Source organism: Intrasporangium mesophilum (assembly GCF_054783095.1).
In genome coordinates this window covers 533,490-546,475 of record NZ_BAAGRF010000029.1, presented here as the reverse complement: position 1 = coordinate 546,475, position 12,986 = coordinate 533,490, and the positions used below count along the sequence as shown (strand labels likewise).

The 12,986-nt window shown below is 71.3% G+C and carries 9 protein-coding genes; 6 read left to right on the top strand and 3 right to left on the bottom strand.

All coding sequences use genetic code 11. From position 1 onward, the window contains the following. Positions 1-104 precede the first annotated feature (104 nt). A complete protein-coding gene (locus ACYVLP_RS22340) occupies positions 105-2,219 on the top strand; it encodes a glycosyltransferase (protein ID WP_460629587.1) in 2,115 nt (704 codons plus the stop codon). 33 nt (positions 2,220-2,252) lie between these two features. Next, on the top strand, positions 2,253-3,227 hold the full coding sequence (locus ACYVLP_RS22335) for a lysylphosphatidylglycerol synthase domain-containing protein (RefSeq protein WP_460629500.1): 975 nt from the start codon (positions 2,253-2,255) through the stop codon (positions 3,225-3,227). 214 nt (positions 3,228-3,441) lie between these two features. Here ACYVLP_RS22335 and ACYVLP_RS22330 read toward each other — a convergent pair whose 3' ends face one another. Continuing rightward, entirely contained in the window at positions 3,442-3,909 is a 468-nt protein-coding gene (locus ACYVLP_RS22330) for a nitroreductase family deazaflavin-dependent oxidoreductase (RefSeq protein ID WP_460629499.1), read from the bottom strand. Then, a complete protein-coding gene (locus tag ACYVLP_RS22325) occupies positions 3,876-4,619 on the bottom strand; it encodes a DUF3105 domain-containing protein (protein WP_460629498.1) in 744 nt (247 codons plus the stop codon). Before ACYVLP_RS22325 ends, ACYVLP_RS22330 begins: the two co-directional genes overlap by 34 nt. Positions 4,620-4,745: 126 nt before the next feature. Between ACYVLP_RS22325 and ACYVLP_RS22320 the strand changes: the two genes are divergently transcribed. The 4 genes from ACYVLP_RS22320 to ACYVLP_RS22305 all read left to right on the top strand — a co-directional run bounded on the left by ACYVLP_RS22320 (position 4,746) and on the right by ACYVLP_RS22305 (position 12,213). After that, entirely contained in the window at positions 4,746-5,690 is a 945-nt protein-coding gene (locus tag ACYVLP_RS22320) for a DNA-3-methyladenine glycosylase family protein (RefSeq protein WP_460629497.1), read from the top strand. A 314-nt stretch (positions 5,691-6,004) separates the two neighbouring features. After that, the gene (locus ACYVLP_RS22315; RefSeq protein WP_460629496.1) at positions 6,005-8,176 is read left to right on the top strand and encodes an FG-GAP-like repeat-containing protein; all 2,172 of its coding nucleotides are present in this window, start codon (positions 6,005-6,007) and stop codon (positions 8,174-8,176) included. A 178-nt stretch (positions 8,177-8,354) separates the two neighbouring features. Beyond that, on the top strand, positions 8,355-10,541 hold the full coding sequence (locus ACYVLP_RS22310; protein ID WP_460629495.1) for an FG-GAP-like repeat-containing protein: 2,187 nt from the start codon (positions 8,355-8,357) through the stop codon (positions 10,539-10,541). Between the two features lie 460 nt (positions 10,542-11,001). Next, positions 11,002-12,213 carry a glycosyltransferase gene (locus tag ACYVLP_RS22305; protein ID WP_460629494.1) on the top strand — a complete coding sequence of 404 codons (1,212 nt, stop codon included), beginning with the start codon at positions 11,002-11,004 and terminating at the stop codon, positions 12,211-12,213. Positions 12,214-12,434: 221 nt separating this feature from the next. Here ACYVLP_RS22305 and ACYVLP_RS22300 read toward each other — a convergent pair whose 3' ends face one another. Further along, entirely contained in the window at positions 12,435-12,914 is a 480-nt protein-coding gene (locus ACYVLP_RS22300) for a hypothetical protein (protein ID WP_460629493.1), read from the bottom strand. Between the last annotated feature and the right edge of the window lie 72 nt (positions 12,915-12,986).

Genomic DNA, 12,986 nt, shown 5'->3' with positions numbered 1-12,986 from the left:
CGTCCCGCGTCGCGACCGGGCTACCGTCGCCAACTAGAGTCGGGAGCACCATGACGGACGCGGCATCGCAGACCTCGCGGTTCGACACCCCCGACGCCCAGCCCATGGGGCCGGGCGACGAGACGACGCCGGGGTCGGCCGCGCTTCGAATCGCCGTCATCGGTCCGACGCACCCGCACAAAGGCGGCGTCGCGGCCCACACGACGATGCTGGCGCACCATCTCGAGGACGCCGGGCACGACGTGATGCTCGTCTCGTGGTCTCACCTCTACCCGTCCAAGCTGCACCACGCTGATGCCACCGTCCCCGCCGGTGTGCCCGAGGTGCCGCCCTACCCCCGCACGATCCGTGCGCTGAGCTGGGCTCGTCCTGACACGTGGGTGAGGGTCGGGCGGCGGCTTCGCGACGTGGACGCGATCGTCGTCGTACACGTCATGCCGCCCGTCGTCCCGGCTCACCTGGTCCTGCTGCGCGCGGCCGGGGCGGTCCCGGGTGGCCCTGGGCCGCGCCCTCGTTCGATCGTGCTGTGCCACAACGTCCTCCCGCACGAGTCGCACCCAGGCGACGCCCAGCTCATGTCGCTGCTGTTCGCCCGGGTCGACTCGACCCTCGTGCACTCCACCGACCAGGCCCGCCTCGCGCACGACCTGGGTGCCCGCCGGGTCTCGGTGGCGGACCTGCCGCCGCACCTTCCCGGCGGCCGCCCGATCTCTCGCGACCCTCGGCCCGGTCCGACGCGCCTGCTGGCTCTCGGCCTGATCCGTGAGTACAAGGGGATCGACGTCCTGCTGCGGGCCATGCGGTCGGTTCCCGACGTCACCCTGACGATCGCGGGCGAGATCTGGGGCTCGAACCGGAGCGTCATCCGGAGCCTGGCCTCGGACCCGCTGCTCGCGGGACGGGTCGAGATCCGGGACGGCTACGTGCCTGCCGACGCCCTGGCGGCGCTGCTCGCCGACCATGACGTCCTCGCCCTGCCCTACCGGTCGTCCACGGCGTCCCAGAACGTCATCCTCGGCCACGCGCACGGGCTGCCGGTCCTGGCCTCGGACATCTCGCCCTTCTCCCAGCAGGTCGTCGACGGTGTCAACGGGCTGCTGGTGCCGCCGGAGGACGAGCGGGCCCTCGCGGGCGCGCTGCGCCGCCTCGGCGACCCGGACGTGCGTCGCCGGCTCGCCGACGGGGTCAAGACCCCAGACCTGTCCGCTCCGTGGGCCAACTACCTCGGCACCCTCGAAGCGCTGTCGGCCGACGAGAGCGCCTACGGTCCCGAACCCCTCACCGGGCCCGATGGGCCCACAGAAGCAGTCGTCGAAACACTCGAGCTCACCGGGACCCTGGAGCCGGCCGAAGCCTTCGACACGCTCGACGCCGCACCCCCGACCCGGTCCGGGCATGAGGTCGGCACGCGTGAGGCTGGTGTCGACAGCGCCACCGCCACCGACGGTGGTGAGGCCGGTTCCGTGACCGAGCGGCTGCGGTATGCCGTCCCCCGCGTCGGTGCCGCCGTGGCCGGTGCGAGTCGGCGGGCACGGCGACAGGTCGGGCGCCGGCTCGCCGCCGCGCGGCCGCTCGTGCCCCTGCGTCCCGCGGACCTGCCGGACTGGGTCCTGCCCACCGACGTGCTGGGCGACCCGGACGAGGCCGACGATGCCCGGCGCCTGGCCCGCGTGCTGGGGCTCCCTCGGTCCCTCGACGGGGTCTCGTCGTGGGCGGCCCTCGGCGCGCTCGCCGCGATCCTGCGCGTGCGCGACGACGGGCGGCGCAGCGCCGTCATCGTCGACGAGACGGGCACCCGTTCCCTGCTCTCTCGGTGGGCGCGGGCCGTCGGCTTCGCGCCGGTCGAGATCGAGTTCACCGGCCGGCATCCCAGTGTCGCCGCCCTCGACGTCGACACGGGGTCGCTGGACGTCATCGTGCGCATCCATCCGCGCGGCTGCGACGACGAGGACGTCGACCTCGTCGTCGAGCAGGCCTCGTGGGCGCTGCGGTCGGGCGGCCTGCTCGTCATCACCGTCCCGATCGGACCACCATCGGCGGAGGGCGCTCTCGGCCCGGCGGACGTGCGCGCGGTCATCGCGCGGGCCCACGACCACGGCTTCGCGCTCGTCGGAGACCTCGACGGCGACGTCAACGCGCGGATGCGCGAGGCCAGCGCCCGAGCGCGCGCCGACGATGCGGCATACGGCCTGGTGCGGCTGGCGCTGCGGCGTCGGTGAGCATTCAGGCAGGCCTGGGATGATGGGTCCGATATGAACCGCCGAAATCTCCTCAAGGTCGCCCGAGTCACCATCGCCTCCGTGATGCTCGCCGCCGTCGTCTACGCGATCGCGAAGAACTGGGCCGACGTCTCCGTGTACCTCTCCCAGATCTCGTGGCCGACGTTCCTGTGGTCCACCCTCGCGGCCGCGGTCGGCACCTGGCTGACCATGATCGGCTGGAAGGTCATCCTCAAGGATCTCGGCTCCGACCTTCACCTCGCCCCGGCGTCAGGCGTCTACTTCGTCGGCCAGCTCGGCAAGTACCTTCCCGGATCGCTGTGGTCGGTGCTCGTCCAGGCCGACATCGCGAGCCACCTCAAGGTGCCGCGCCGCCGCACGGCGGTCGCGGGCCTGCTCGCGCTCGGTTTCGCCCTGCTCACGGGCCTGCTCGTCGGGCTGCCGGCGGCGTCCTTCCTGCTCCACCGAAGCGCGTCGACCGGGTTCGACTGGTGGCTGCTGCTCGGCATACCCCTGCTCGTCGTGCTGTGCGTGCCCAGGCTGCTCAACGCCCTCATCGCGAGGCTGCTTCGTGCGATGCGCCGGCCTGGTCTCGATCAGGAGCTGTCCACGGGGGCGGTCCTGCGCGCGGTGGGGATCTTCGTCAGCGTGTGGCTCTGCTTCGGCGTCCACACGCTGCTGCTGGCCCGGGCGGTGACGAGCGGAGCCGCCCCGCACCCCGACCTGACGACGGCCTCGATGACGGGCTACGCACTGTCGGTCTCGCTGGGCATGCTGACCGTCGTGCTGCCCGCCGGCATCGGTGCCCGCGAGGGCCTTCTCACGGTCATCCTGTCGACCGCGATGCCCACCTCTGCGGCCGCGGCCGTCGCGATCACCTCACGGTTCATCGTCACGATCGTCGACGTCGTCGCCGCGCTCGGCGGCTGGCTCTACGCGCGGTCGCACCACCTGGTCAGCGCGCGGCGGGCACGAGCGGTGCCGGCCGACGAGGACGTCGCCGTCTGAACTGTCTGGGCTCGCTCCGCTCGCCCGCGTTCGGCGCGCCTTGACGTCACGCCTTCCCTCCTCGGCTCGCTCGCTGGCGCTCGCTTCGCTCGTCGGTCCAGGCGTGACGCGCGCCGAACCCTCGGCTCGCTCGCTGGCGCTCGCTTCGCTCGTCGGTCCAGGCGCGACGCGTGCCGGACTACCGGCGGACAGACCCGGCCGGCGGGACTGACGGTCAGGCCGGCTCGAGGATGAAGACCGGGATCAGCCGGTCCGTCTTGCGCTGGTATGCGGCATAGTTCGGGAACGCCTCGACGCAGCGGGCCCACCACTCGTCGCGCTCGGCGCCCTGCAGCTCGCGCGCCCGCCTCGGGCTGACCTCCCTGCCGTCCTGCAGGTCGAGGAGTGGGTTCCGGCGCAGGTTGTAGTACCACTGCGGGTGCTCCGGCGCGCCGCCCATGCTGGCGACCGCGGCATACACGCCGTCGTGCTCGACTCGCATGAGCGGAACCTTGCGGACCGCGCCCGACTTCGCGCCGACCATGGTCAGAAGCACGACGGGCAGGCCCTGGATGTCGACCGAGGCAGTCGTGCCGGTGCGCTCGATCTCCTCGACCTGGTTGCGCGTCCAGCCGCGGGGGCTGGGGCGGTACTCGCCCGAGACGGACATCAGGCGGCGTTCGGCTCGGGCGCCGAGCTCCACGGGAACTTCTTGACGAAGTTCTCGACCACGGTCGTGTTGAGGCCGCCGCACAGCTCGCGGTGACCCATCTGGTTGGAGATCTGTCCGGTGCTCTGGTCGAGGGTGGCGGCCCAGTGCGACAGGGCGTACTTCTTGCCGGCCGGGAACGCGCCGTAGGCAGGGTTCCAGGGGCTGATGATGAACTTGTTGCCCGACTCCTTCATCGCGTTGATCTGCGTCGAGAGGGCCTGGAACGCGCTCGCCTGCTCCTTCTCGACGGAGCGGTCGTACCACAGGATCGTGTAGCCGTGCTCGAGGTTGTGCACGAGCGTCTCGACGGCCGGGGCGTCGGCGGTGGTGTAGATCTTGCGCGAGTTCACTGCGGGCACGGCGAAGTGCTTGCCGCTCGAGGGCGGCACCGTGGAGTAGTCGATCTTGGTGACGTTCGGCTGGTTCGTGCCGGGGCCGACGTGCTCGCTGGAGCCGCTGGCCGGGTCGTTGGTGATGGGGTCGCAGGAGGCGGCCGCGACGTCGCCGTTGATGGCTGCGAGCGCCTCGTTCTTCTTGTTCTGCTCGCCGATGACGGCCCAGGCGATGGCGGCGCCGATGATGGCGACGATGGCCACGCAGGCCCCGATGACGACGAGAAGCCGGCGGCGCTCGGCCTTCTTCTGGGCCGCCTGCATGGCGGCGACGCGCTCGCGGCGGTCTCGGCTCGTCTCGCGGGCCATCGGTCCTCGTTCCTGTCTGGGCGTGCGGATGTCGGGTGCTGCCGCGGGCTGCGGAGGCGGTCAGTCGCAGCGACACGGGTGGTGTCGCCTTCAACGACCGTGCCGAGTGTAAGCGAGGATGTTGTGGTGACCGTAGACGAGACACCCCTCGACACACCGCAGGCCCGGGTGTGGCACAGCGGGCGGCCGATCGCGCTGCGCGCGCAGCTCGGCGTCTTCGGCCACGGGTCCCGTGACCCAGCGTGCCGGTGGGGCCCTGACGGTTCGGTCACGCGCGCGGTCCAGACGCCCGAGGGCGTCGGCACGCTGCACCTGGTATGCCGTCCGGCCGGGTCCGAGGTCGAGGCGCTGGCCTGGGGCCCAGGAGCGCAGTGGCTGCTGGACTCGGTGCCCGCGCTGCTCGGCGACGACGACGACATCGAGGGCTTCGCCCCCCACCATGCGCCGGTAGCCGAGGCGTGGCGGCGCTTCCCGCACTGGCGGATGGCCCGCTCGGGTCTCGTGTTCGACGCACTCGCCCCGGCCGTCATCGAGCAGAAGGTGACCGGTCAGGAGGCCACTGCGGGGTATCGCACGCTGGTGCGCCGTTTCGGCACCCCGGCCCCGGGGCCGTTCGCTTGGCTCTACGCGCCGCCCACCGCCGCGGAGTGGGCCGCGATCCCCTCGTGGGCGTGGCTCCAGGCCTCGGTCGACGGCGCCCGCTCGCGCACGATCGTCCGGGCAGCCGGGTATGCCGGCCGGCTGGAGGAGGGTGCGAAGGTCTCTGTCCTCGAGGCGAACCGGCGACTGCGCGCCCTTCCAGGGATCGGCGTCTGGACCGCGGCAGAGGTCGGGCAGCGCGCTCTCGGTGACGCCGATGCCGTCAGCTTCGGCGACTACCACGTCGCCAAGGACATCGGCTGGGCGCTCACGGGCTCGCCCGTCGACGACGCCGGGCTGGCCGAGCTCCTCGAGCCGTATGCCGGCCATCGATACCGCGTCCAGCACCTGCTCGAGCTGGCAGGTCACCATCGGCCGCGCCGTGCCCCGCGGATGGCGCCGCGGACGCATCTGCCCACGCGGACCCACTGACCCGCCGGCATACCCGAGGGCCGCGACCGAGCGGCATACGCGGGTCCTATGTCCCGACCGACATAGCAAGTGCACGCCCACGACCCGGCCCACGCTCGACGTCCAGGGCCGCGCCCTACTTGCTGTGTCGGTTGGACGTGCGATGACACGGCCTAGTCTGACGTCCTGATTCTGCGGATTTACGGCATTCGGACGGCATACGTCGGGTTTAATGCCGTTGTCGGCACCTCGCGCGGCGGGTCTCTCGCCAGTGCCCTAGGCTCCTCTCGGCCCAGGGGAGGGGTCGTCCATCAGACTTCGAGAAAGGGAGCCACGTGGCTCATCACAAACCGGGGGCACAGGCCCTCGCGCTCGGGCTCGCTTCGGCGCTGCTCGCGCCCATCGCCCTCGCGTCAGCGGCCGGGGCGGCGCCGGCAGCCAAGGGGATCGACCGCGACGCCCTGCGGGGCCGCACCGGGCACATCGTCGCCGGCAGCGCTCGCGCTGCCAAGGCGGCGCCGGCCAACAAGGGCGCGGTCTCGGCCAAGGCACAGTCCCGCGCCAAGGACGGCGCGGCCAGCCGCCTGAGCGCCGCCCAGGCGGCCCCGCTCAGTGGCACGTCTGGCACGTCGACCGCGGCGACCGCCTGCGCTTCGGGACAGGTGCAGGTCAACACGCTCGCCGAGCGCTCCGTCGTCCGCGCGACGTACACCGGTGCCACCAACCTCACCATCCAGCGCAAGCGTGACGGCGGGTCGTGGCGCAGCGTGGGGACGGCGAATGCCGCGTCCATCGTCGTCAACGACACGACGATCAACCAGCGCGCCTTCTACCAGTACCGCCTCATCGCCAAGACCGGCACGACGGTCTCGCTCGACTGCATCGTCGATGGCTGGTTCGGCACGTGGACGCAGGACGGCTGGGGCGAGACGGATGCCGTCGTCGCCGGCTCGGTCGGCCTGTTCCAGCAGGGCCGCTGGGACCAGGGTGACCGGACCGTCACCGGCCAGTACGTCTCGCCCGCGTTCTCCACCGACGGACGGCTCGTCGCCGCGACGAAGGTGATCGACCCCACGACCCACCGTGCGGTCCTCGAGGTGCGCCGCGCCCTCAACGGTGCGCTCGTGTTCACCGTCGACCTCGGCACGACCGAGTTCCCCGGAGACCCGGCCTTCTCGCCCGACGGCCAGACCCTCGCCTACACCCGCTATGACGCGGCGACCGGCGACGCGAAGAGCCTCGGCTTCGTCGACGTGTTCGGCTCGCACACCAAGCGCGCTCTCAACACGGCGACCCCGGTCGGCGAGCCCGCGTGGCGCCCCGACGGCGTCTCGCTCGTCGTCACCGACTTCCGTGACGGCGCGGGCCTTGCCACGGTGTCCTCGACCGGAACGACGGTGACCGCGCTCACGGGCACGACCGGTGGGTTCACGCCTGAGGTCGGCATCGACGGGACGATCTGGTTCACGACGGCCAGCGCCACCACGAGCGAGCTGAAGCGCCGGGCCACCAACGGTGCGGTCGCCACTCTCCGCTCGACCGGAAACACGACCGACTCGTACATCTCGCCGCGGGTGGCGCCGGACGGCACGCTCTACGTCGAGAAGGACAGCCCCGACCCGGCTGACCCCGCCTCGACGATCCTGTCCGTCTTCACCGTCGCCTCCACGGGCGCGGCCGATGACGTGGAGACCAACATCGGCTGGGAGACCCTCGACACGACGGTCGCCGGCTGGGACATCCGTCAGCCGCAGAGCAAGGGCACGTCCGACTTCGTGGCCGATGCGAATCACGATGTCGTGACCCGCGACGCCAACGGGGTGCTCTGGGCGTACCGCAACGTCGGCGGCGGCGACCTGACGACGCGCACCCAGATCGGCTCGGGCTGGAAGGGCTTCAACACGATCCTGGCCGCCGGCGACCTCAACGGTGACGACCAGGCCGACCTCGTCGGGCGCGACGCGGCCGGAGCCCTCTGGCTCTACCGCGGCAAGCCGACCGGCGGCTTCTACGCCCGCACGCAGCTGGGCTCCGGCTGGGGCGCCTACTACCTCGTGGCCACTGGTGACTTCAACGGCGACGACAAGGCCGACATCATCGGCCGCGACGGCAAGGGCGTCCTCTGGCTCTACCCCGGCACCGGCCGCGGCACGCTGGCCGCTCGCGTCCAGATCGGATCTGGCTGGGCCGGCATGAAGTCCATCACCGGCACCGGTGACTTCGACCTCGACGGCAAGGCAGACCTCGTCGTCCGCGACAGCGCCGGCACGCTGTTCCTCTACCCGGGCAATGGCAAGGGCGGATTCCTCGCGCGTCGCCAGATCGGCACTGGCTGGGGTGGCTTCACCGCCATCACCGCCGTCGAGGCCACGGACGGCAACCCCGTCGTGTACGCCCGCACGTCGGCCGGACAGCTGCGCAACTACATGGTGTGGGGTGACGGTGTCTTCATGCCCGGCTACCTGCTCGAGGGCAGTGGCTGGAACCCGTTCCTGATCACCTCCTGACGGGCACGGAGCGCACCGCTCCGACCCGAAAGCACATGTATGCCGCCCGGCTCAGCCGGGCGGCATACCTGTTGGTTCGTCCTTCAAGTGGAGTTGGCCACGAATGTCTTCCCTGTGCCTTATGCTCCAGGCGGCCCCCGGGAGGAGGGGGCTCACTCACCAGGAGAAAGGGAGCCACGTGGCTCAACACAGACAGGGGGCGCGGACTCTCGCGCTGGGGCTCGCTGCGGCGCTGCTCGCACCGATCGCGCTGGCGGCGTCGGCCGGAGCGGCACCGTCGGCCAAGCGGATCGACGCCGACAGCCTCAGGGGCCGCACCGGGCACGTCGTGACCGGCAAGGCCGGCGAGGCCAAGGCCGCTCCGAAGGCCACGAAGGCCAGCCCGTCGCTGAAGGCCCGCAGCAAGCCGACAATGTCGGCCTCCGGCGGGGGCACGGTGACCCGCAGCCTCGCCGGGCCGCTCGCCGGCACGACGTCGGATTCGTCCACGGCCGTCGCGGCCAGCTCCTGCACGCTCGACCAGGTGTGGGTGAACACGCTCGCCGACCGGTCGGTCGTCCACATCGCCCAGCCGGGGTCGACGAGCCTGACGCTGCAGCGCCTGCGTGACGGAGGTTCGTGGCGCACCGTCGCGACCGTCAACGCTGCCGCTGGGGTCGTCAACGACAACACCGTCAACCAGCGGGTGGGCTACCAGTACCGCCTCATCGCCAAGAGCGGCACGACCGTCGCTCTGGACTGCATCACCGACGGCTACTACGGCACGTGGACGGAGGACGGCTTCGGCTATGCCGAGGCCGTGGTCGCCGGCACCACGGGCATCTTCCAGCAGGGCGTGCTCGACCAGGGCAACCGCGTCCTCTCCTCGCGCTGGGCATCGCCGGCCTTCTCGACCGATGGCCGCCTCTACGCAGCGACGAAGATCATCGACTCGACGACAGGACGTGCAGTCCTCGAGGTGCATCGCGCGGCCAACGCCGCCCTCGTGTTCTCGGTCGACCTCGGCACCACGGAGTTCCCGGGCGACCCGGCGTTCTCGCCCGACGGCCAGACGATGGCGTACACGCGCTATGAGGCGGCCACGGGCTATGCCAAGGGTCTCGGCTTCGTCGACATTTTCGGCTCGCACACCAAGCGCGCTCTCAACACGGCGAGCCCGGTCGGCGAGCCGTCGTGGCGTCCCGACGGCGTCTCGCTCGTCGTCACCGACTTCCGTGACGGCGCGGGCCTGGCCACGGTGTCCTCGACCGGCACTGCCGTGACGCCGATCGCGGGCACGACCGGTGGGTTCACACCGGAGGTCGGCATCGACGGGACGATCTGGTTCACGACGGCCAGCGACACCAGCAGCGAGCTGAAGCGCCGGGCCACGAGCGGCGCGGTGGCAACTCTGCGCTCATCCACAACCGACTCGTACATCTGGCCGCGCGTGGCGCCGGACGGCACGCTCTACGTCGAGAAGGACACGCCTGACCCGGTCGACCCGAACGCCTACAGCATGGCCGTCTACACGGTCGCTCCGACGGGGGCGGCCGACGACACGATCACCAGCATCGGCTGGGAGGTCGAGGACACCAACATCCTCGGCTGGGACGTCCGCCAGCCCCAGAGCAAGGGCACGTCGGACTTCGTGGCCGACGCGCACCACGACCTCGTCGCACGCGACGCCAACGGCGTCCTCTGGGCCTACCGCAACTCCCTCGGCTATGACCTGAACGGGCGCACGCAGATCGGCTCGGGCTGGAAGGGCTTCAACGCCGTCGTCGCCGTCGGCGACCTCAACGGCGACGACCAGGCCGACCTCGTCGGGCGCGATGCCGCCGGGACGCTGTGGCTCTACCGCGGCAAGCCGACCGGTGGCTTCTACGCGCGCACCCAGCTGGGCACCGGGTGGAACAGCTTCTACCTCGTGGCTACCGGCGACTTCAACGGCGACGACAAGGCCGACCTCATCTCGCGCGACAGCAAGGGTGTGCTCTGGCTGTACCCCGGCACCGGTCGCGGCACCCTGTCGGCGCGCGTCCAGATCGGCTCGGGATGGGGGATCATGAACTCCATCATCGGCACCGGTGACGTCGACTACGACGCCAAGGCCGACCTCATGGCTCGCGACACGGCGGGCCGCCTGTGGCTCTACCCGGGCAACGGCAAGGGTGGGTTCCTCGCCCGCCGCCAGGTCGGCTCGGGCTGGGGCGGGTTCACCGCGATCACAACCACGGAAGTCACCTACGGCACGGCCCAGGTCTGGGCCCGCACGTCGGCCGGCGAGCTGCGCGGCTATGTGGTCACCGGTGACGGCAAGTTCCTGTCCGGCGGCTACCTGTACGAAGGCACCGGCTGGAAGCCGTTCCTGCTGACCTCCTGACGGTTACCCCTGAGACGGAGCGCTCACTCGACCGGAGGGCTGTGACCCGTCCCTAACCACCCCAGGTCGAGTGAGCGGTCTTTCCCACCAGACCCACCCACCAGACCGCACGGCCGCGGAGCCTTGCGGCTCCCGCCCGATCGCACCGTATGCCGCCCGGCTCGCTCAGCTGGGCGGCATACGTGTGCTGGGGGATAGTGCGGCAGCGAGCTCGGTCCATGGTCGGCCACGCCGACTTCGCGCGCGGCCATGCGTGAGGACGCGCTGGGTTGCGCAGCGGTGGCCATCCGGTGAAGTCGGCACGTCCGGCCGCGTCGGCGGCGATACTGCTCACAGATGTCCCGTCGCCGACGACGTGCCGCAGCTCCTCGCATGCAGCAGTCGCAGACGTCCGGCGTCGCGGAAGTCCACCCGTCGCAAGGTCCACCGTCGCAAGGTCCACCGGTCGCTGGAGGCCATCATGCGCATGCTGTTCTCGACGACTGCCGGGGCCGGTCACTTCGGTCCGCTCGCCCCCATCGCGCGCGCATGCGCTGCGGCCGGTCACGAGGTGCGGGTCGCCGCGCCGGTGTCCTTCGCCGACCATGTCGAGTCGGCGGGTCTGCTGCATGCGCCCTTCGCCGACGTGCCGCCGGAGGTCATCGGGCCGGTGTTCGGCAGCCTCGGGTCGATGACGATGGAGGACGCGAACGCGACGGTCGTGCGCGAGATCTTCGGGCGGCTCGATGCCCAGGCCGCCCTGCCTGGTGTCGGCGAGATCGTGTCAGGGTGGCGACCCGATGTGATCCTGCGCGAGCCGTGCGAGTTCGCTTCTGTCGCAGTGGCCGAGCGGGAGGGGATCCCGCACGCGGAGGTGGCGATCGGGATGGGAAGCATGATCGAGTGGGCGGGGAGGTATCTCTCGGAGCCGCTCGCGGAGCTCGACATCCTGACGGGACTCGAGCGTGGCCGCCTGGCATCGGCGATGGCCGGTGCACCGGTGCTCTCGTCCGTGCCGGCCAGCGTCGACGCGGCAGGAGAACGCGGTGCGCTGGACGAGTCGGGGCCTGCCGCGCCTGCTGTCTCCGATGCTCGGGCCACGTGGCGCTATCGCGACGTCGACGGCTCCGACCGGGAGGGCTCGCTGCCGGGCACCTGGGGCGACCCCGATGCGCCCCTGGTCTACGTGACGTTCGGCTCCGTGACGGGTGGACTCCCCGAGTTCAACGGGGTGTTCCGCTCGTCGCTCGAGGCGCTCGCCGACCTCCCGGTCCGGGTGCTGCTGACGACCGGGCGCCCGGTCGACCCTGAGTCGCTTCGTCCCTGGCCGGCCAACACGCTGGTGCAGCAGTGGTGGCCGCAGGAGGACGTCATGCCGCTCGCATCGGCGATGGTCGGGCACGGCGGATTCGGCACGACCCTTGCGGCCCTGGGTGCGGGGGTGCCGCAGGTGGTCGTCCCGCTCTTCGGCACCGACCAGGCGATCAACGCCGCCCACGTGCAGGACGCCGGGGCTGGGTTACAGCTCGACGGTGGCCTTGCCGGCGTGGGAGGCCTGGCCTCTGCTGTCGCGACCCTTCTCGAGGACGGGCGCTATCGGGCCGGCGCGGCTGCGGTCGCCGCCGAGATCGCTTCTCTGCCAAGCACTTCCGAGATCGTCGAGACCATAGCCAGCCTCGCCGCAGGCGGCTGACCAGGTTGGGTTTCGGACGCGCTCCCACGTCGAGTGGTCACTCCATTTCGGCGGCCCGGGCCGAGGGTGGCGTCAGTACGCCCACCCTACGAGTGGAGGGGCGCGTTAACAGGTCGGGGACCCTGCGGTCGAGCGCGCGGTCGAGCGCGCGGTCGAGCGCGGACGGCATACGACTGGATGGTGCGTCGTTCCGGTGCTGCGGGAGGGGCACGACGGGCCGGTCACGACCTCGTGTCGACCGCGACCCAGTTGGTCTCCCAGCTGGCCCCGCCGTCGGTCGAGAAGCTTTGCTCGAACCTCCATGACTCCTCGGTCGGCCTCTCGATGACGAAGCGAACATCCACGTCCCGGCCCGCAACGACCTCACGTGAGCGGAACTCGCCGCGCCCGGCCTCGTCGAACGAGCCGACTGCGGGTGGCGCGACCTCACCTGACCCTCGTGAGGCGAAGTGCAGGTGCCACTGGGAGGTCGGCTCGTCATAGAGCCGCAGGCTCAGCGCGTGCAGCTCGCCCGCGGGGCCAGAGGCGTCGAGCTGGACGAGGTTTGCCGCGCCTCCCCAGACCGGGCTGACGTGGGTCGTCCCCGCGAACTCGACCCACGTGCCCGACCGGCCGAGGGGCGGCCGGAGCACCGACAAGGCGGTACGCCACGTGCCGATCTCGTCGTCGAAGTCGTGGCGTCCGTCCCGCTGGTGGCTCACGCTGTCGACGGTACGTCGGGCCTGGCGGGTTGACTCGGTCCAATCGCCCACGAACCGTTTGGTCCATGCTGG

Coding starts and splice junctions, on each gene's coding strand:
- ACYVLP_RS22340 (WP_460629587.1), top strand. CDS start 105: ATGGGGCCGGGCGACGAGACGACGCCGGGGTCGGCCGCGCTTCGAATC.
- ACYVLP_RS22335 (WP_460629500.1), top strand. CDS start 2,253: ATGAACCGCCGAAATCTCCTCAAGGTCGCCCGAGTCACCATCGCCTCC.
- ACYVLP_RS22325 (WP_460629498.1), bottom strand. CDS start 4,619: ATGGCCCGCGAGACGAGCCGAGACCGCCGCGAGCGCGTCGCCGCCATG.
- ACYVLP_RS22305 (WP_460629494.1), top strand. CDS start 11,002: ATGCGCATGCTGTTCTCGACGACTGCCGGGGCCGGTCACTTCGGTCCG.